Origin of the sequence: Pelagihabitans pacificus (assembly GCF_009371985.2) — a bacterium.
GTDB classification, from domain to species: domain Bacteria; phylum Bacteroidota; class Bacteroidia; order Flavobacteriales; family Flavobacteriaceae; genus Pelagihabitans; species Pelagihabitans pacificus.
In genome coordinates this window covers 1,287,321-1,306,151 of sequence record NZ_VIKU02000001.1, presented here as the reverse complement: position 1 = coordinate 1,306,151, position 18,831 = coordinate 1,287,321, and the positions used below count along the sequence as shown (strand labels likewise).

General features: G+C 45.7%; 18 protein-coding genes. 7 read left to right on the top strand and 11 right to left on the bottom strand.

Features of this window, described 5'->3' with window-relative positions; genetic code table 11:
- Positions 1-213: 213 nt before the first annotated feature.
- From FK220_RS05765 to FK220_RS05755, 3 genes are all read right to left on the bottom strand, one after another.
- Positions 214-2,460 (bottom strand): amino acid permease, encoded by a 2,247-nt coding sequence (locus tag FK220_RS05765; protein ID WP_152573303.1) that lies wholly within the window; start codon positions 2,458-2,460, stop codon positions 214-216.
- 103 nt (positions 2,461-2,563) lie between these two features.
- Entirely contained in the window at positions 2,564-4,417 is a 1,854-nt protein-coding gene (locus FK220_RS05760) for a glycoside hydrolase family 2 protein (RefSeq protein ID WP_238718907.1), read from the bottom strand.
- A complete protein-coding gene (locus FK220_RS05755) occupies positions 4,414-5,268 on the bottom strand; it encodes a helix-turn-helix domain-containing protein (protein ID WP_152573302.1) in 855 nt (284 codons plus the stop codon). The genes FK220_RS05760 and FK220_RS05755 overlap by 4 nt, the downstream gene beginning before the upstream one ends.
- Positions 5,269-5,409: 141 nt before the next feature.
- Between FK220_RS05755 and FK220_RS05750 the strand changes: the two genes are divergently transcribed.
- On the top strand, positions 5,410-6,384 hold the full coding sequence (locus FK220_RS05750; protein WP_152573301.1) for a phytanoyl-CoA dioxygenase family protein: 975 nt from the start codon (positions 5,410-5,412) through the stop codon (positions 6,382-6,384).
- Between the two features lie 80 nt (positions 6,385-6,464).
- Positions 6,465-8,090, top strand: a complete 1,626-nt coding sequence (locus tag FK220_RS05745) for a SulP family inorganic anion transporter (RefSeq protein ID WP_152573300.1) — start codon at positions 6,465-6,467, stop codon at positions 8,088-8,090.
- Here the strand turns inward: FK220_RS05745 and FK220_RS05740 are convergent.
- The 6 genes from FK220_RS05740 to FK220_RS05715 all read right to left on the bottom strand — a co-directional run bounded on the left by FK220_RS05740 (position 8,071) and on the right by FK220_RS05715 (position 12,395).
- The gene (locus FK220_RS05740) at positions 8,071-8,232 is read right to left on the bottom strand and encodes a hypothetical protein (protein ID WP_166204783.1); all 162 of its coding nucleotides are present in this window, start codon (positions 8,230-8,232) and stop codon (positions 8,071-8,073) included. The two genes, FK220_RS05745 and FK220_RS05740, sit on opposite strands and share 20 nt — an antisense overlap.
- A gap of 248 nt (positions 8,233-8,480) precedes the next feature.
- Positions 8,481-8,780: a hypothetical protein gene (locus tag FK220_RS05735; RefSeq protein ID WP_152573299.1), complete on the bottom strand. Its 300-nt coding sequence runs from the start codon at positions 8,778-8,780 to the stop codon at positions 8,481-8,483.
- A gap of 88 nt (positions 8,781-8,868) precedes the next feature.
- Positions 8,869-9,351 (bottom strand): c-type cytochrome, encoded by a 483-nt coding sequence (locus tag FK220_RS05730; protein ID WP_152573298.1) that lies wholly within the window; start codon positions 9,349-9,351, stop codon positions 8,869-8,871.
- A 74-nt stretch (positions 9,352-9,425) separates the two neighbouring features.
- Positions 9,426-10,388 carry a YheT family hydrolase gene (locus tag FK220_RS05725; RefSeq protein WP_152573661.1) on the bottom strand — a complete coding sequence of 321 codons (963 nt, stop codon included), beginning with the start codon at positions 10,386-10,388 and terminating at the stop codon, positions 9,426-9,428.
- Positions 10,388-11,404 carry a bestrophin family protein gene (locus tag FK220_RS05720; protein ID WP_152573297.1) on the bottom strand — a complete coding sequence of 339 codons (1,017 nt, stop codon included), beginning with the start codon at positions 11,402-11,404 and terminating at the stop codon, positions 10,388-10,390. The genes FK220_RS05725 and FK220_RS05720 overlap by 1 nt, the downstream gene beginning before the upstream one ends.
- Positions 11,405-11,420: 16 nt before the next feature.
- Positions 11,421-12,395: an NAD(P)H-dependent flavin oxidoreductase gene (locus FK220_RS05715; protein WP_152573296.1), complete on the bottom strand. Its 975-nt coding sequence runs from the start codon at positions 12,393-12,395 to the stop codon at positions 11,421-11,423.
- 130 nt (positions 12,396-12,525) lie between these two features.
- Here FK220_RS05715 and FK220_RS05710 point away from each other — a divergent pair, with 130 nt between their 5' ends.
- The 4 genes from FK220_RS05710 to FK220_RS05695 all read left to right on the top strand — a co-directional run bounded on the left by FK220_RS05710 (position 12,526) and on the right by FK220_RS05695 (position 16,966).
- Positions 12,526-13,614: a Gfo/Idh/MocA family protein gene (locus FK220_RS05710; RefSeq protein ID WP_152573295.1), complete on the top strand. Its 1,089-nt coding sequence runs from the start codon at positions 12,526-12,528 to the stop codon at positions 13,612-13,614.
- A 120-nt stretch (positions 13,615-13,734) separates the two neighbouring features.
- Positions 13,735-15,027: an MFS transporter gene (locus tag FK220_RS05705; RefSeq protein WP_152573294.1), complete on the top strand. Its 1,293-nt coding sequence runs from the start codon at positions 13,735-13,737 to the stop codon at positions 15,025-15,027.
- Positions 15,028-15,209: 182 nt separating this feature from the next.
- Positions 15,210-15,752 (top strand): cupin domain-containing protein, encoded by a 543-nt coding sequence (locus FK220_RS05700; protein WP_238718906.1) that lies wholly within the window; start codon positions 15,210-15,212, stop codon positions 15,750-15,752.
- A gap of 254 nt (positions 15,753-16,006) precedes the next feature.
- Positions 16,007-16,966: a sugar phosphate isomerase/epimerase family protein gene (locus tag FK220_RS05695; RefSeq protein ID WP_152573293.1), complete on the top strand. Its 960-nt coding sequence runs from the start codon at positions 16,007-16,009 to the stop codon at positions 16,964-16,966.
- A gap of 59 nt (positions 16,967-17,025) precedes the next feature.
- Here FK220_RS05695 and FK220_RS05690 read toward each other — a convergent pair whose 3' ends face one another.
- Together FK220_RS05690 and FK220_RS05685 are read right to left on the bottom strand one after the other, a co-directional pair.
- Positions 17,026-17,922: a DMT family transporter gene (locus tag FK220_RS05690; protein ID WP_152573292.1), complete on the bottom strand. Its 897-nt coding sequence runs from the start codon at positions 17,920-17,922 to the stop codon at positions 17,026-17,028.
- Positions 17,919-18,272 carry an arsenate reductase family protein gene (locus FK220_RS05685; protein ID WP_152573291.1) on the bottom strand — a complete coding sequence of 118 codons (354 nt, stop codon included), beginning with the start codon at positions 18,270-18,272 and terminating at the stop codon, positions 17,919-17,921. Before FK220_RS05685 ends, FK220_RS05690 begins: the two co-directional genes overlap by 4 nt.
- Positions 18,273-18,369: 97 nt before the next feature.
- Between FK220_RS05685 and FK220_RS05680 the strand changes: the two genes are divergently transcribed.
- Complete coding sequence (locus FK220_RS05680) at positions 18,370-18,831, top strand: DinB family protein (protein WP_152573290.1); 462 nt, start codon at positions 18,370-18,372, stop codon at positions 18,829-18,831.

The window sequence follows — 18,831 nt, the reverse complement described above, 5'->3', positions numbered from 1 at the left end:
AGGTTAATCCCGACCGATAGCGTCGGGGTCTCTTGGTTCTCCCAAGTTCCATCCCCGACAGGGCATCGCCCGCACATAAGACAGTAGACCGCACCCTGACGCTCATGGTCATGGCAGGTTAACCCCGACCGATAGCGTCGGGGTCTGTCCATTGCCGGGATCTCTAGGTGAGAAGGTTGATGGCAACTGTACATTGAAGTAGGCCGATCACGTCTAAATCAATGCATTCTCTACATTTGAATCCAAGGTAAACAAACAGGCGGTACGAAGCTTATTGGGAATTTCTTGTAGTCGGCGAAGGTCAAGTCCCTCTTTATTGGGTAGTTCAAGAATGTTCAAATCGGCAAGGGGCGCTTGCCCCCACATATCGGGTGTACGCATCACGATTCGTATTTGGGTGTCCTGGGGCATCCTGGCAAGAACTTTTATTTGCTCCAATTGAGCGAAAATTTCTTTTTCCGATAGGGGACTTTCTTCCCTTCTGGTTTTGATGATGTTTATTTTTGCGTCCCAGTTTTTCCGAATAATCAATGCGGTCAAAATGGCAAGGTCGTTGTTTCCGATATTTAGCGTGCTTTCCCAATTCTCAGGTACAATATCCAACCACACATTGATGGTTTTTTCTATGCCAAAACCGACCCCTTCAAAAGTGGCCAAAAGTACCAGCCCCCAGTTTCTCTTTTTGGTTTCCAGAATGATCGGCATGTATTTTTCCTGCAGCCCGTGCTTGTTTTCATCAAGCTTTAAAAAGATGGTGTTGGGTTTAAAAAAGGCAGTTTCCAGGGCTTGCATGCTGATACTTACCGTCTTGCCGAAATCCTCGCCATCCACAAGGGTATAGGAGGAGGAAATATTGGCCTTTCTAAATGAATCCATCAATTTCGGTAGATACAGTCGAAGCCGCTCTTCCTCTCCTCCCAGCATCATCCCAAGAACTTTGACCGAGCCTTTGGGGTAGGTAAGGGCATAGATCAAACGGTACGCTCCTTTTACTTCCTTGGCCGATTCTATGGGAACCAATAGTTCCGGTTGCCAGGCACGAGCCTCTTTCGTAGGGGAGAGCTCGCTGGAAATTTTCGTGGCCCAGTTTGCGATAGCGGTAAATAGCCCACTTCTCACATCGCCCTTCGTTTGAATCAGCACTTTGTTGATGAGCACTGCGTAAAAAGCGACGACGATGGCGAGCGAAATAAGTGAAATGGTCGAATTAATAATGAACATGACCAACAAACAGCCTGCTGTTCCAATTAGGGGGATGATGATCGGTACTTTTAACATGGGTCTAAAACTGGGAAGGCCCAAACTCTGTTCGATCAGCACCACTACATTGATCATGGCATAGGTAATCAGAAAAAACATCGTAATTAAAGGGGCAATCGCATTTAAATTTCTGAACAGTAATGATATGATAACGATGACCATTGAAAAGTAGATGGCGTTCCGTGGTTCCCCCGTAGCGCTTACCTTTGAAAAAAAGGTGCTTTTAGGCAAGATATTTTTCTGCCCCAAAGCCAATAGAATTCTTGGAGCCCCGACCATGGAGCTCAATGCAGAGGAAAAGGTTGCACCAAGAAGGCCAGCGACCACAATAGGTTTCCAAAAGGCCTTATCGATAAATATGTAATAATCGCTAACAAGTTCGTAAGGAGAAGCTATTACCGAGGCAACAAGTATTAGTAGCAGATAAATAATACCGGTGAGTACTACGGCAATCAAAGTGCCCTGGGGGATACTTTTTCTTGGATTGCTTAACTCCCCGGACATATTTACGCCGGCCATGATGCCGGTAACGGCAGGAAAGAAGACAGCAAATACGGTCCAAAAAGTGGCGGGTTTAAACCCCATGATAGCGCCCGAAGAGGCGTCGATGATAGGTTCCCCTTCATAGCTGCCAAACCAATTCAATTGTTCCAAATCCAAAGGAGATTGAAATGCTCCCGCGACAATGGAAACAATGGATCCGGCAATAATGGCCATGATAACATACTGTATTTTGAATGCTACATCGGTGCTAATACCGGCTATTAGCGCTATTACACCAAAAGTGAGGATGTCTATAATCAGTGGGTTGTGGTCTGGAAAAATCCATAGCCAGCCCTCACGGAATCCAAAGATGTACATCGCCACAACGCAGGCTTGGGCCAAATAGAGCGGGATGCCGATACTCCCTCCGATTTCCAAGCCCAATGACTGTGAAATAATGGAAAAGGCACCCCCGGATTCGATCCGGATATTGGTAGTCATTGAAGCCATCGATAAACTTGTAAACAAGGTAATCGCCACCGAGATCGCCACGATGACCATGGCCCCGACCACTCCGGCATTGCCGACCACCCAAGGATGTCGTATGTACATGATGACCCCTAGAATGGTCAGGACGGTGGGCGTGAAAACACCTTGAAAGGTTCCAAAATATTTGACTTTGTCCTTTTTGGAGGATTTTTTGGAAAGAATTGGCATACCCCGGTATTTGATACTTAAGGTAGCGGAATTTTAGGGAACATCAAAATACCTGAGAACCTAAGAACAGGAGCTTTTTGACCTATTCGTACCATGATCAAAATCACTTTGGGAAGTTGTTACTCATTTTCCATGGCTTTTTTTGATAATAGTCTTGTAACACAAAAAACGCTTGTTTTTTTTCCCCTTTATCCGAAATCAACCCTTTTCGATTGTAGTCGTCCTGGATTCCGTTCAAAAGTCTTCTGGGTGATCGGAAGTCCTTTAAGATCCAGGGCGTAACCCCCTGCAGTTTTTCAATTTTGTCGATCATCTTTAAGGTTTCTTTGTACAGGTCGGCCTGGTACTCCTCAGACCACCTTGTGAGGGCATCACCGTGAAATCCGTATTTGGCACCTGCACCAAATTCCGAGATGATGACTGGCTTGTCCTGAGTAATTTTCCATGTAATCCGTTGGGCAAGCTCGGGGGTGCCCACGTACCAGCCGATGTATTGGTTAAAACTCAACACATCGACCACATCGGCATAGGAATCGCTGATGGTGAGGGTAGTGGGATTCCCCTCATACCGACTTATTTCCAAGGCTGCACTGATGAGTCGGGTTGGGTCCATTTGCCGAGCGTGTTCGGCAAGACTTCCCAAAAATTCGTTTCGCGCACCACTGGTCGGGGTTTCGTTGGCCATTGACCAAATGATGACGGATGCACGGTTCTTATCGCGATGAATGACTTCGGAAAGTTGGTTCTCGGCATTCCGGTAGGTCGCCTCGTTTTCCCAGTCGATGGTCCAATAAACGGGGTCCTCCTCCCAAACCATGATTCCCATTTTATCCGCTTCGCGAATTATATACTCGTTATGGGGGTAGTGGGCCAGGCGTACAAAATTGCAGCCCAGTTCCTTGGCCCAACCTAATAGTTTTCGGGCTTCCTCCTGCGAATTGGCCCGTCCTCCCCCTTCGTTGGGACTTTCTTCATGAAGGCAGATACCCCTTAAGAAAGTCGGTTCCCCATTAAGCAAAATATATTTTCCTTCGGTGTTGATGGTCCGAAATCCGATATGGTCTTGTAGTGTTTCCCCATCCGTGCGCAGTAGTACCTCATAAAGTTTTGGATTTTCCGGACTCCAATATTGGATTTTTTTTGTTTTGATTTCCAAGAGGGCTTTCCCTTCGACATTGGTAAGTAGCTCTTTTTTGAGTTTCAATTCCGGTATTTCAAGGGTGATTTTTTTGTTGGATACATCATCGCCGTTGAGTTCAAGATAACCAGTAATCAATCGATTGTCATCTTTCTTAAGCTGTATGAAATAATCATTTATATAGGTGCCTGGGGTCTCTATCAGTTTTACGTCCCTGGTCAATCCTCCGTAATTCCACCAATCGGTATTCAAGGTCGGTACGGCTTCCCGCTTCCGTTTGTTATCGACCTTTACGATAAGGAAGTTGTCTTTTTCCCTGAGCAAGGGGGACACCTCAAATTGAAAGGGCGTAAAGCCTCCTACGTGCTTTCCTAATTTTTCCCCGTTTAAATAGATATCAACTTCATAGTTCGCCGCGCCAAAATAAACGAACACCCTATTGGAATCATGGGCCTTGGTATAATCAAAGGACTTTTTGTACCAGACGGTTCCTTCGTAGTAGTAAAGTTTTTCTTTTTGCGTGTTCCAGTCCCCAGGGACTTTTATCAATGGGGCCTTATCGAAATCATACTCGATGAGGTCGGTTTTATCGGTTGGTTTACTATTGGTGAAAAAAGCATTTTTAGACACAGATTCCGCATTCTCAAAAGGCTCGTAACGATAGTCATAAAAACCGTTTTCATAGGGGTCTACAATGTAGTTCCATTCCCCGTTCAGAGAAGTAGCTATTCGGTTATAGGCATTCTGCAAGAACAATTCCTGGCCCGTAAGCGTCAAGGAAATCAAGAGCACACCAAAGGAAGCGATATTTTTCATCATTGTCTACGGTTGAGATGTTTCTTTTTGAATTCGGTGGGGTTCTCCCCGGTAATTTTTTTAAAGGTCCGGTTAAAGTACGAAAGACTTTCGAAACCACATTCGTAACAGGCCTCACCGCTGTTTTTACCAATTAATAACAGACGTTTCGCCTGACTGATTCGATATTGGTTCAAAAACTGAATAAAAGTAGTTCCGGTCGCCTTTTTGAAATAGCGGCAAAAAGCCTCCTTGCCCAAATTGGTGAAAGCTGCAATTTCTTCCAGACCAATTTTCTGTTGATAGTACTCATCGACATAGGCGTAGATGCGCCGCAATCGCTCTTGTTCTTTTTTATTGTAGGTATTTACGAAGGGTTGGTCATGGAGCAACGAATACTCCGTGCTATTGGCAAGAAGTTCTAGTAGCTGTAAGACTTCCATAAAAAGTTGAAAGTGGGTCAGTCGATGTAGGTCTTGCATCCGTTTACCTACCTCTTCCCTTGTTTTTCCAAAAAAGGCGATTCCATGTCGGGAGCGTTCAAACAGTTGGTAAACAGCGTCTAATTCCGGAATTTCAGATATTAATTGTTGTTTCAAAAAGGGTTTTATGTGCAAGACATCCTTTTTATAAGCCGTTTGGACACCGTGGTCAAAATTCAAATGAGGGATGTTCGACCCAATGAGTACGAGGTCGCTATCGTTATAGTTCGAAATGTGATCGCCCACATGGCGTATGGCGCTGGCCCCCTCGATATATACTAGCTCATATTCCGGATGAAAATGCCAATAAAAAAGATGGTTCAATCTAGGGTTGTGAAGAATTCGAAACGGACTCTTACTATCTTTTCCGATGGTTTCCAGTTCAATTCGCATCCCTTAATTTAACAAAATTGGCCCAATTTATATGGTTTATAAGTTAAAAAATCAATATTGTTCAAAGAATGGTCAATATTAAGGTGGATTTTACCGAGAGCGCTACTTAGTTTTATACCATCGAATGAAAGTTAAAAAAGCATGAAAACGGATACTACAAAAATCGAGATGGCCAATAAGGCCCATGAGGAAATCCCAGGGAACCCTTCTACTGCCACCAGTAGCAAAATAAAACTGAACGACCGTTCCAATGGGGAGCCATTACGCGTGTTGAGTGAGGAAGATTGGGCGTTCTGGAGACACAACGGATATATCGTAATAAAGAATGCGGTCCCGAAACAACAGGCCAAGGCCACGGCTGATTTTATCTGGGAATTTGACGAAAAAAATCCTAGCGACCCCAGTACTTGGTATGCCCCTCCAAGGGCCGAGATGAAAATGAAAGAGCTAACAGGTACCGGAATGGTAGAGGTGTACAACCACCAACATCTTTGGAACAACCGTCAGATGCCACGAGTGTACGATGCCTTTGTCGATGTCTGGGGAACCGAGAAGCTATGGGTGACCATCGACCGGGCCAATTTGAATTTTCCGTTACCGCCTGGAACGGATAAAAAAGGATTCATCCATTGGGACTACGATCCGGAAACGCGTCCGCAAAACGTGCAGGGTGTCTTGGCGTTGGCAGATCAGACCGATGAGCGTATGGGCGGCTTTCAGTGTATCCCTTGGCTATATCGTAATTACGATACCTGGAAACTGACCCAACCGGAAGATCGAGATCGCTTTCAACCCGATATTTCGGGTTTGGAGGACAAAATCGTCAAAGTAAAGATGGAAGCGGGCGACCTGTTGATCTTTAACAGCACCGAACCCCACGGCATCCGCCCCAACAAGTCAAAGGACAAAGTACGGGTCGCCCAGTATATTTCCATGATGCCCGCCGAAGAAGACAATGCCGAATTGCGTAATTGGCGTATCAATTCATGGAAACATCGCATTGCCCCGGAAGGATACGCTTTTCCCGGAGATCCCCGAAACTGGGAACAGACCAAATATGAAACTGCTAAATTATCGCTCCTTGGCGAAAAGTTATTGGGATTAAGGAATTGGTAAATTGTCATATTCCTAATAATTGAAGGATGTAAGGCCATCAAGGGAATAAACCGTATTTTTGCCCGCTTAAAATCAAGGGCATGAAGAAATACCTGAATTTATTCGACTTTAAGCAGAAGGTAGACTATAAGACCGAAATACTTTCCGGCTTGACCGTAGCGCTGGCCTTGGTGCCCGAGGCCATTGCATTTGCGCTGATTCCAGGGTTTTCACCCTTGACCGGTTTGTACGCGGCATTTATCCTCTGTTTGGTAACCTCCATTTTAGGAGGTCGTCCTGGAATGATTTCGGGAGCCACCGGTGCTGTGGCCGTGATTTTTGTGGGATTGATATTGGAGCTAAAACGCAATTTTCCCGGGATTGAGCCTGAGACCATTTTAAATTATGTCTTCGCTACCGTGGTTATTGCCGGAATCCTTCAGATTTTGGCGGGGTTGCTACGACTCGGAAAGTTCATCCGGCTAGTGCCCCATCCCGTGATGTTCGGTTTTGTAAACGGACTCGCCATTATCATCTTTATGGCACAGTTCCCGAATTTTTATCAAAAAGGAACCTCCGATTTGCTCGCTGGGCCTCCAATGTATATCATGCTCGGGCTAACACTTTTGACCATGATAATCATTTGGGGACTTCCCAAGTTGACCAAGGCGGTTCCCTCGTCCTTGGTTGCGATCATTGTTGTATCGGCCATTGTATTGGGCTTTGGAGTGGAGACGCTTACCGTCGCCGATACCATGGCTGAGGGAGAGACGATCAAAGGTGGATTTCCACCGCTGTCTATTCCCCAAATCCCCTTTAGCTTGGAGACCTTCAAGATTATCTTTCCGTATGCGGCTATTGTGGCTGGCGTAGGTTTGATCGAAAGTTTGTTGACCTTGAACATTATCGATGAAATTACCGATACCCGCGGAAGTGGCAACAAGGAATGTGTGGCCCAGGGAACCGCGAACATCCTTTCTGGATTTCTCTCGGGTATGGGCGGTTGTGCCATGATCGGGCAGAGTTTGATCAATACCTCTTCCGGAGCCAGAGCGCGCTTATCCGGGATTACCGCGGCAGTGATGCTGTTGGTCTTTATCATGTTCGGGTCGAGTTTAATCGAGCGTTTGCCAATGGCCGCTTTGGTAGGTTTAATGTTTATGGTTGCCATCGGCACCTTTGAGTGGGCCAGTTTCAGGACTTTTGGGAAAATGCCCAAATCGGATGTGGTGGTCATGGTGTTGGTGACTTTGATTACCGCCATCACCCATAATTTGGCCATAGCGGTTTTATTGGGGGTTATCATCTCCGCTCTGGCCTATTCATGGGAGAACGCAAAGCGCATCCGGGCCCGAAAGTATGTCGATGAACATGGGGTTAAGCATTATGAAATTTATGGCCCTTTGTTTTTCGGGTCTACGACGCTGTTCGCCGAAAAGTTCGATGTGCAGAATGACCCCGAAGAGGTAATCATTGATTTTCAGGAAAGCCGAGTAGCGGACATGTCGGGCATCGAAGCCTTGAACAAAATCACGGAACGCTACCAAAAAGTAGGCAAGAGGGTACATCTGCGTCATCTGAGTAAAGACTGTATCCGGCTGTTAAAAAATGCGCAGGACATTATCGAGGTGAATGTCATGGAAGACCCAACCTACAAAGTAGTAGTCGACAAGCCGGTAAAGAAAGATGAGGAAGAAAAAAATCTATTCAATCTTTGGGGGTTGTAATATTGGTATGCTTTTCCTGTTTTAAGCTACTATAACCCCCGGCCCATCCCAGCCATTTTTTTAATAGGAGTTGTTGTCGTCTTTTTTGGGAAGCTCCCTTACAGGTAGGCTGGTCTTTTAAAAGTATAACTGCGTCTTTCATTGCGTACAGATTTACATGGTGTATCTGCGAATAAGACGTTTGAATTCGTTTGAAAAGGACAACTTTTCCAATAAAATCCATATACTGTGATACGATTTACTGGAAGATATCGAACGATTTTCAAGATAGAAGACTATCCTTCAATCAACCTGGTTTAAGGAATCCATAAGGTGAATATTGGTTTCCCTATAATGATTTATGGAACGTGCTTTAGAAGACCATCTATTCCAGGATTTGACCAATTCAACCTATAGGATGATATTCTTCTCTTCATATTCAGAATAGGTAATAACAAGGCATACACTCCGGACGGGATACATTTTCCGAAACAATGACCTGGAATCTATCAGGACCGAACTTTGTTTTTCATATTCGCTGGTTGTCCTTACGACCTTGATGAGCTTCAGCCCATGGGCACCTAAATAAGAGGAAGATTCTTGGGGTTCATAGCGCGAGGTAAGTACGACACCTAGATAACCGGAAATCCAATTAACGATAATCAGAGCGACCAAAATAAAGAATATTGTTGTGACCAAACTATTTTCCATTCGATAGAGGTTTGTCTTTTGGGAAACAAAAAACTGCTGTCACCAATTCAAATGACAGCAGCTTTCGCAACTTGTTCTATCTGTTATTTTACAACGTCCGTAAATACTCCGCTACTGCACGGGTTTCGTCCTCCGTGAGGTTTTGATTGAGCATAATGGCATTATTGTATTCCTTTAAAAGGGCTTTGGCAATGGGGTCTTCCTTTAACATTTTGTCCGGAGCAATAATCATGTTCATGACCCAGGCCGGACTTCTTCTTTCATACACACCTTTTAGGGCAGGTCCGATCATGCGTTTTTCGGCAGCGTGGCAGGCGATACAAATCGCACTGTATTTTGCTTCCCCGGCCGCGGCCAATTCAGCGTCGATCTCATCGGGGAAGGTAACATCCTTATAAGGCCCGACCCCATCATTGTCCATGTCAACAGGTACCCCTTCCGAGACGGCCTCGGTGGTTTTCGCTTCGGTCTTAGTGCGGTTCATTTCAAAACCTTCTTTTTTTTCTTCCTTTTTTTCGCCACAGCTTGTTAACAAAGCTCCGATGGCCAATACGCTCAATAATTTTTTCATGTATATCGTGTTTATGCCGGGACGCCCCCGGGCATCTATTCGTTTATTGCTACTAATATAAGGAATACGGGAAATTAAGCTACTTCGTTTAGAAACTTTATCGCCCTTTTTTCGTTGTAATAGGCATTGCCTTGGTCAAAAAACCCCACGTGACCACCATAGTCGGTCACTTCCAGAAACAGTTGGGGGTTTTGTTCCGCTTCTTGATGCGGATAGCACTCGGGTCCTAAAAAGGAGTCGTTCCGGGCATTTATGATCAAGGAGGGGATTGGAATATTAGGTAGAAATTGCCGACTACTACATTGGGTGTAATAGTCCAATGCATCTTTGAAGCCATGGGCGCGACTGGTATAGATGTCATCAAAATCCTTTAATGTTTCCACTGCTTTGATGTCGGCATCCGTAATCTTTTCAGGAAATAGTTGTTGCTTTGCTTTAAGCTTCCCCACCAAATGCTTTTTGAAGCGGATAGCATACAAAATATTTTTAGGCATCAACAGTTGCTTCAAGGAACTATGCAGATCGCAGGGTACGGAAATTGCCACAGCTGCCTTGATTTCCGCCGGTATATCCCGTCCCTCTCCAAGGTATTTTAGCGTCATGTTACCTCCAAGGCTAAACCCTTTTAAATAGATATCCTTATAATTTCTCGTTTCCAAAATATGGTTGATAACCGCTTCCAGATCTTCGGTGGCACCGGAATGATACGATCGGTACAGCCGATTAATCTCTCCGCTACACGATCGTAGGTTCACGGCGCAGGCGTCATATCCATGTCCTTTGAAAATCTTGGCGCTTCCCTTGATGTAGGCGCGCTGCGCGTTTCCTTCCAGACCGTGCAACAGAATAATTACTTTTTGGGTGGGGATGGTAGAAAAACTCCAATCCAAATCCATAAAATCGCCATCCGGCAAATCCAGGCGCTCCCGTTCTTGGGTTACTCCCTCGACACTGCGGACAAGGCCGGAATAAATAGTGGAAAAATGCCCGTTTTTAAAAAGCAAGGGCGGTCGATACGAGGAAGAAACCAACGGCATTAGTACAAAATATTGTCCTTGGGAGCTACCGGTTCCGGAAGTTCCTTTTCGTCGAGCATATCCCTTAGGTCGATTTCGATAGTGCGACATAGGGCGGTCATTGGAACGTCGTTAAGTCGACCTTCAAAAGGGTCTTCACTATTATCACCAACAATTTCCATAGTTGTAAATATCCATGAGATCAACACCGAAAACGGAATCATCAGGAAAACATACCACTGTAGCATCCCTTCGGGATTACTCATGGCATCGTCCTCGAAAACATCCAACAATCCAAATGGGAGCAGTAACACAAAAATCCAAGTGAAGACCTTGGAAAAATAGCCGTATTGCCTGGGAAACGGAGTGTTCTTGATGCGTTCACACTTGCCCTGTAAATTATAAAGTTCTTCCAAGACCGATTGCATCTGATCCTCTTGGAAACCATCCAAAATTTCCTTGTCTTTCAGCATACTGATGTCCATAGCCTGATTCTTTACAAGGTGTGTGGCCGGGTTCACCCGTTTTTTCAAATCGCTGAACTCCCGCATACTCACATAATTGTAGGCTTCATTGCATGAAATATTGCGCTCATCGTGCTTGTCGAATACCTTTTCGACCATCCGATTCTCCTTCAATGCCCAGGATTTGGGCTGCCGCAACTGCACACGTAGTGCGTTGATCCAGGCGATGTGCCGATGAATCATCTGGGTATGCATTTTTTTGTCATATTCCCGATCCCCCGATCTTACGAAGCTTAAGACCTGCATAGCCCACGTACGGCTATAATTAACGATACCGCCCCAAATTTTACGACCCTCCCAGAAACGGTCATAACTTTGGCTGTTCTTAAAACCAATGTAAAAGGCGACCGCAATACCGATGACACTCAAGGGTTGAAAGGGAATGTCTATAAAATTCCATCCTAAAAAATGGTATACAAGGAATACCGCTCCCGAGTAAAGTGTGAAAAAGATGAGGTTTTTCCAGGCATAGCGCAAAATGAGGCCCCAGCCGATATTTCTTTTAATATACATTGTTTACAAACTTATTTTATTTGGGATAGGTCTCCAATACCTTTATCTGTTCCTCTATCGCCGATTTGAATTCCGATTTCAACTGGGCTACCAGTTCGGCAACGGGAACGGAGTTGTCTATCAAAGCCGAACCTTGCCCAGCCGACCAGATGGTTTTCCATGCCTTGGCCTCGGTATCCAGTTCCTTTCCAAAATCTATCTTGGTATCCTTTTTTAAATCCTCTTCGGTCAATCCGGCCGCTTTTAAACTGTCCGACAAAAAATTAGCATGCACACCCGAAATCGCTGCCGTATAAGTGATATCGCTGGCCCCTGCTTCCCTAATCATATCGCGGTATTCTTCCGGGGCCTTGCTTTCCGTAGTATTGATAAATCGGGTACCCATGTAGGCCAGGTCAGCTCCCATTTGAAGAGCAGAGGCGATGTCCCTCCCGGTGCTGATACAGCCCGAAAGAATAATGGTTTTATGAAAGAATTTCTTGATTTCGGCTACCAAGGTCATCGGATTGATCGTACCTGCATGGCCCCCTGCTCCCGCGGCGACGAGTATGAGTCCGTCTACCCCTGCCTCCGACGCCTTTTCAGCATGGCGTTTCTTGATAATATCGTGAAAGACCAATCCGCCATAGCTATGTATCGCATCGACCACCATCGATACCGCCCCCAACGAGGTGATGATGATGGGCACCTTATGCTTTATACAGAGTCTGATATCGGCCTCCAATCTCGGATTAGTAGGGTGTACAATAAGGTTTACTCCATAGGGCGCCGCTTTTTTCCCTGTTTCCTTTTCAAACTTTTCCAGTTCCGATGTAATCTCGATGAGCCATTCCTCGAAACCTTCACTAGTGCGTTGGTTGAGGGCCGGAAAGGTACCCACAATTCCATTTTTGCAACATTCGACGACCAGTTTTGGTCCAGAGATCAAAAACATGGGGGCGGCTATAGCTGGAAGGGATAGGTCTTTGATAAAAGCGGGTTTTTGGCTCATGGTCTATTTTTCTAAAAGTTAATTGTAACAAATATATCCAAAACTATAAAGGAACTCTTAAAGTTCGTCGAATGCTTTAAAATTATACTTAATTTGAACGTGAGAACCATTATAGCAAAAAAGAATCGACATGCTCGACAGAAGAACGTTCATGGAAAAAATCGGATGGGGTACTGCGGGTAGCCTCATCTTGCCGCACTATGCTTTTAGTTGCACTTCCCAAAACAAAAAACTAGGTGTTTGTTTGGTGGGCCTGGGAAGCTATAGTAGCAATCAATTGGCCCCGGCCCTGCAACTGACCCAACATTGCGAACTTCGGGGAATAGTCACGGGCAGTCCCCATAAGATTCCCATTTGGCAAAAACGTTATGATATTCTAGACAAAAACGTGTACAACTACGATACCATGGGGGAGATTGCCAATAATCCCGATATCGATGTCATCTACATCGTATTGCCTACCGGATTGCATGCCGAATATGCCATTAAGGCAGCGAATACCGGAAAAAATGTATGGTGCGAAAAACCCATGGCGAAAACGGTAGCCGAATGCCAGTCGATCATCGATGCCTGTGACAAAAACAACGTAAAACTCTCCATCGGCTATCGCATGCAGCACGAACCGAATACCCAAACCGTAATAAAATGGGCCAAAACACAACCCTATGGGAAGATTCAAAAAGTGCGGGCCGAAGTCGGTTTTAATATCAGGAACCCCGGTGACACATGGCGAATGGACAAGGAATTAGGGGGCGGCCTCCTCTACGACGTCGGCGTATATTCCATCAACGCCATGCGTTATACGACGGGAACGGAACCCTTGTCGGTAATAGGGAAGTTTGAGAATACCCGACCGGAAGTCTACCGGGAAGTACCGGAAACGACCCTATTCGATTTGGAGTTTCCCGATGGGATAGCTGCCCATGGCCGAACCACGGGCAGGGAAAGCATCAACATTTTACGGGCCGATTGCGAGAACGGATGGTACCAACTATCGCCCTTCCAATCGTACAACGGCGTGGGTGGAAAGGCCAGTGATGGCAAACTGTTGAACACCTTTATCGAAAACCAACAAGCCCGCCAAATGGACGATGATGCCCTGGCCATTTTGGAAGACCGTCCTGTGATGGTCCCCGGTACCGATGGAATGAAAGACATAGCCATTGTAGAGGCCATCAACCAATCGGCCGAGACTGGAGAGAAGATCATGCTCTCCTAGTTACGTCTTTCGCAGCCTGTGACTCCCTTTTTTTCCGATGCGCAAAAGACAAAATTCGCTTTTCCGATTCGATGGGTTCTGGGTATCTTGGGCAACCGAGTTTTAATTATCTTTAGTTGGATGCAAGCTGAGCCAATCAACAAACCACCGCTATTTCCTGTCCGTTTCAAAATGGTCTTCGGTACCTTCCTGTTGGCCATGATCGTCTTGTTCGATCGTATATTGCTCTCCGTGGCCAAAGACCCCGTAGCCGAATCGCTGCAACTCTCCGACAAACAAATGGGTTGGGCCATGAGCATTTTCGCCCTGGGCTATGCCTTGTTCCAGACCCCGGCCGGACTCTTGGCGGACAAATACGGTCCTCGAAAGGTTTTGACAGCGGTGGTGGCCCTTTGGTCGCTTTTCACCGCCCTTACCGGAGCCGTTTGGAATTATGCCGTATTGATGGTGGTGCGGTTTTTGTTCGGGGCTGGTGAAGCAGGGGCGTTCCCGGGAATGGCAAGAGCCATTTATAGCTGGATTCCCTTACAGGAGCGCGGTATCGTAAACGGCATCAATTTTTCAGGCGGACGCATCGGGGCCGCTTTTGCGCTTCCCATGGTCGCTTGGCTGATCGATGCGGTAGGATGGCGGCTGACCTTCGTAATTCTGGGAGGTGTCGGATTGCTCTGGGGTTTGGTCTGGTATATTTGGTTCCGGGATAATCCGGAGGACCATAGAGGGATGTCGGGGGTCGAGGTCGCCTATATCCAATCGAATACCAATCGGACGGTAGGGGAGGAAAAAAATGCCCAGATCGATTTTAGCAAGCTTTTCAAATCAAAGACCATGTGGTTGCTGATGGGCCAATATTTTGCTAGTAATTTTACCTTTTTTTTCTGTTTGACCTGGTTGTTTCCCCACTTGAAGGTTACATACAATTTGGATGCATTGGAAGCGGGGTTTTATGCTTCGGCACCCTTGATTTTTGGTGCCCTGGGCAATTGGTTTTCAGGATTTCTGGTCGATTTGATCTACAAAAGGAACAAATGGGCCCTCTCGCGCAAGATACCGGCCATTATCGGATTCCTTCTTGCGTCAACAGGTATTGTAGCCAGTGTGTATATGGAGGAAGTGACACCTGCAATTGTTTTTATCTCTATGGCCGTTTTTGGGGCCGATATGACCTTGAGTCCGTCGTGGTCTGCCTGTGTCGATGTAGGGAAGCAGTTCTCGGGCGCCGTGAGCGGCACCATGAACATGGCCGGAAATATTGGGTCGTTCTTGACAGCTTTGGCTTTTCCCTATTTACTGGATGTGACAGGCTCGGAAGTGCCTTTTTTCTATCTGGCAGCGGGTTTGAATGTATTGGCGATATTTGTATGGATGGCGGTAAAGCCTCAAAACCCTTTGGAAATAACCATTGAGCGCTGAAAAAGGCTTGGGGTATAAGGAGAAAGGAATAAGGAGAAGAAATCAGTGAAAATCTCAAGCGTAGACGAAGGCGAATTAAATTATGCCGCTGCTGGAGGGGGTAAGGGGAGCATGTTTTAACAGGATATGACCGTAGCTGTAGTATTAAAAAGGATACGTAGAATTTAAGGCCTTAAGTATAGATGATCACAAAAAAAGATTTCAAGGAAGTGTGCCAACGGTCTATCGAGATGATCGAGGCCGCCGGTATTTACTTGACCGAGACCGATAAGAAAAATATCACTGCCGCAGACTTTGGCCTAAGCGATATCAAAAAGGAAGGAGTACAGATTTTAACGCTCTTCGATACAGACCGTATGGCGGCGAAGATTTTGGTGTTGCTGCCCTATCAGACCGAACCGGAGCATTGGCATCCGCCGGTGGGCGATGACCCTGGGAAAGAGGAAGTCATTCGGGGTATTTGGGGCGACCTTACCTTTTATATTCCCGGTGAGGACACATTGGAAAAGGGATTTATCGTTGAAGGGAAAGACCTTTGTTATACCATGCGTAACGAAGTGGTTATCAATCCCGGAGACCAATTGATATTACCCCCAGGTACCAAACATTGGTTTCAGGCCGGGGAACGGGGCGCCGTCATGTATTCGTTCTCGACCAAGGTGACGGATCTGATGGACCGGTTCACTGACCCCCAAGTGGTAAGGGATACCGTTATCGAGGGATAGTTGCCGTAGCGTCCCAACTTAAAGGAAGCTTTCGATAAATAGTACAGATATTGTCAACAGAAGCTGGAATTAATAGATGTTAAGGAAGTAAAATAGTTGATAAAAAAGATGTCCAAAAAGTATGGTCAAATGTTATATTGAGTCTGTTGCAATACTCTAGGCTGTTACCAATCAAGAATCGGTTTCGAAAAAGCCTAGCCTGACATATCCGACAAAAGGACTTGTTGGACATCCTCAAAATTTAAAAACACAAAATGAAACAGAGCATCATCACAGCATTCTTGGGACGGACCCAAGATCGTTTTTCAGAATACCAACAACCAACCTCCCTAGAAGAGCGATTGGATTTGGTCGTAAAGATTCCCGGTGTCGACGGGGTGGAAATCGTGTATCCTTACGAAACAGAGGAGGCTGATGCCACCAAAAAAATGTTCGATGATAGGGGTTTGAACTTCGCCGCGGTCAATGCCAATATCAAAAAAGAGACCCAATGGGTGCCAGGGGCCTTGTCGCGACCCGATTCCGATTTGAGAAAAGGGGCCATCGAGATTATTAAAAAGGCAAAGGAATATGCCAAAGCCGTAGGGGCTCCTTTGGTAACCTGTTGTCCATTGTCAGATGGGTATGATAATCTTTTTCAGGTAGATTACCCCAAGGCATGGAGGAATATGGTGGAGTCGGTAGCGGAGGCCGCCGATTATCTACAAGAAATCCCTTTGTTTATCGAATACAAAATCAATGAGACACGGGTGCATGCGCAGCTGGACAATTGTGCCAAAACCATTTTGTTTTTGAAGGAGGTCGGCAATTCGGCTACAGGGGTCACGATCGATTTCGGGCATGCCCTGTTGGCAAAGGAAAATCCGGCCCAGGTCATTGCCCTGTGTGAGGAGACGGGTACCGATTATTACCTGCACACCAATGACAACGATTTTAATTTTGATTGGGACTTGATCTCTGGCTCCCGTAACTTTTTGCATACTGTGGAGTTTCTGTTCTATGCAAAGGAGTACGGCTACGACAAGTATTTCACCGCGGATGCCTCACCCCGCATTTTCGATATGGTCGGGTTTTTTACCGAACATGCTGAAATGAACCTAGCCCTTTGGAATTTGGTGGACAAACTTGACAGAAAAAATTACCGCCGTTTGATGCGGGAGGAAAAACACATGGATTTAATGGGATTGGTTCGAAAAGAGATCTATAGACTATAGAAATCACCTAGTGTCGTTATCCTTTTTAGAGGAGGGAAGATGGGTACGATACAAACCATCTATGATACCCTTGATTGAGACCTTCTACTCGCCAAATACACCCCCAACAAGACCAAACAGGCCGCCAAGATTTTGACAGAGGTTAACCTATCCTGTCCGGTGGCGATAGCAAAGAGTATACCGAACAGTGGCTGTACATATACAAAGGCACTTAGGGTAGAGGCCTTCAACTGGGTAAGTGCGAATATGTTGAAGAGATAGGTGCAAAAGGTGGTTCCAATAATTACGAAGATGATGCTCCAAAGAGCGCCAAGGGGGAGTTGACCCCATCGAATTTCTATTAACTCCTGGTAACCAAGTGGAAGACAGATGAAAATACCCAAGGTAAACAACCATTTCATAAAGGTAAACGGGTGGTATTTGGCAATCAAGGTCTTGGCCACGATCAGGTAGGATCCGTAAAAAACGGAATTCATCAAGATCAAAAAATTACCCAAGGGAATATTGGGGGCATCTTGCCGTATTTCGGCCCCGAACAGAATGAGACCCAAGGCGCCTATGAGTCCGATGGCGATACCCACTATTTTTTGGGGAAGTATTTTTTCTTTAATGAGTATGGCCGATAGGATCAGCACAATGATTGGGGTGGTAGTAACCAATACCGAGCTGTTAATCGGGGTCGAAAGTGCCAACCCCTTGAAAAAGACCAGCATATTAAAGCCCATACCCAACAACGCACAGACAACCATTCGCAAATAGTCTTTTTTGTCGATTTTTTCCTTGGGGCCAAAAATGGATACGGCCCAGAAAAGCACTGCCGCGCCTATGACCCTAAGCATGATAAACCCAAAGGGCTGCACATGATCGGGCATGACCCCTTTGGCGATCGTATGATTGATTCCATAGATGGTGGTGGCCCCTATGGCCGCAAATATGGCGAGCGTTCGCTTGCTCAAGAATGAAGGGCTTGCTTGGCGGCCTCAACGACCTTTTTGCTGTTCCCAATAAATATTTGGTCATCGACCAATAGTACCGGACGCTTTAAAAAGGTGTAGTGGTCCAGAATCAAGTTTTTATACTCCGTTTCGGAAAGCTGCTTTTCGTGCAACCCTTTTTCGCGGTACAACCTGGCTCGTTTACTAAACAAGGGCTCATAATTGCCTGCAAGGGTTTTCATTTCGTCTACTTGGGACTCGGTCATGGCTTCGTTCTTAATGTCTTGTAACGTAACACCGTCTAACGGCTCCCACTCCTTGAGGATTCGTTGACAGGTATCACAGGTGCTGAGGTAATATATTTTCTTCATGCTGGGGAGTGTTTCTTTAACCAAGTTTATTTAACAACAAAGAAACCCAATTCCCATTAAAAGCCCTATTTTTATCCTCCCAAAAAAAATCACCTTGATGCAAAAACTATTCGACATTACCCTTAAGAATCGAAGGTTACTTCATAAAATATTAGCAGGCACCTCCAAGGAAGACTTACTTAAAATTCCCAAGGGCTTTCGAAATAACATTTGGTGGAATATCGCCCATGTGGTAGTTACCCAGCAACTGCTGGTTTATAAAATGAGCGGATTACAAGTTCGTATTCCCGAGAGCTATATCGAACGATTTAAAAAGGGAACCGTGCCCGATGGGACCATAACGGAGGAGGAAATCAAGGAAATTAGCAATTTTCTGATGTCTACCGCAGAGTGGGTGAAAGAGGATTATGACTCAGCCTTGTTCAAGAAATTTGATTCATATACCACTAGCTTGAACGTGACTTTAGAAAATGTGGAGGATGCGATTGCTTTCAATACCTTTCACGAAGGCCTGCATTTGGGGGCGGTATTCGCATTGCAGAAAGCGGTAAAATCATAA

Coding starts and splice junctions, on each gene's coding strand:
- FK220_RS05760 (WP_238718907.1), bottom strand. CDS start 4,417: ATGATGAAAAATATCGCTTCCTTTGGTGTGCTCTTGATTTCCTTGACG.
- FK220_RS05695 (WP_152573293.1), top strand. CDS start 16,007: ATGAAACAGAGCATCATCACAGCATTCTTGGGACGGACCCAAGATCGT.
- FK220_RS05755 (WP_152573302.1), bottom strand. CDS start 5,268: ATGCGAATTGAACTGGAAACCATCGGAAAAGATAGTAAGAGTCCGTTT.
- FK220_RS05765 (WP_152573303.1), bottom strand. CDS start 2,460: ATGCCAATTCTTTCCAAAAAATCCTCCAAAAAGGACAAAGTCAAATAT.
- FK220_RS05745 (WP_152573300.1), top strand. CDS start 6,465: ATGAAGAAATACCTGAATTTATTCGACTTTAAGCAGAAGGTAGACTAT.
- FK220_RS05680 (WP_152573290.1), top strand. CDS start 18,370: ATGCAAAAACTATTCGACATTACCCTTAAGAATCGAAGGTTACTTCAT.
- FK220_RS05715 (WP_152573296.1), bottom strand. CDS start 12,395: ATGAGCCAAAAACCCGCTTTTATCAAAGACCTATCCCTTCCAGCTATA.
- FK220_RS05685 (WP_152573291.1), bottom strand. CDS start 18,272: ATGAAGAAAATATATTACCTCAGCACCTGTGATACCTGTCAACGAATC.
- FK220_RS05730 (WP_152573298.1), bottom strand. CDS start 9,351: ATGAAAAAATTATTGAGCGTATTGGCCATCGGAGCTTTGTTAACAAGC.
- FK220_RS05720 (WP_152573297.1), bottom strand. CDS start 11,404: ATGTATATTAAAAGAAATATCGGCTGGGGCCTCATTTTGCGCTATGCC.
- FK220_RS05740 (WP_166204783.1), bottom strand. CDS start 8,232: ATGAAAGACGCAGTTATACTTTTAAAAGACCAGCCTACCTGTAAGGGA.
- FK220_RS05705 (WP_152573294.1), top strand. CDS start 13,735: ATGCAAGCTGAGCCAATCAACAAACCACCGCTATTTCCTGTCCGTTTC.
- FK220_RS05725 (WP_152573661.1), bottom strand. CDS start 10,388: ATGCCGTTGGTTTCTTCCTCGTATCGACCGCCCTTGCTTTTTAAAAAC.
- FK220_RS05710 (WP_152573295.1), top strand. CDS start 12,526: ATGCTCGACAGAAGAACGTTCATGGAAAAAATCGGATGGGGTACTGCG.
- FK220_RS05750 (WP_152573301.1), top strand. CDS start 5,410: ATGAAAACGGATACTACAAAAATCGAGATGGCCAATAAGGCCCATGAG.
- FK220_RS05735 (WP_152573299.1), bottom strand. CDS start 8,780: ATGGAAAATAGTTTGGTCACAACAATATTCTTTATTTTGGTCGCTCTG.
- FK220_RS05700 (WP_238718906.1), top strand. CDS start 15,210: ATGATCACAAAAAAAGATTTCAAGGAAGTGTGCCAACGGTCTATCGAG.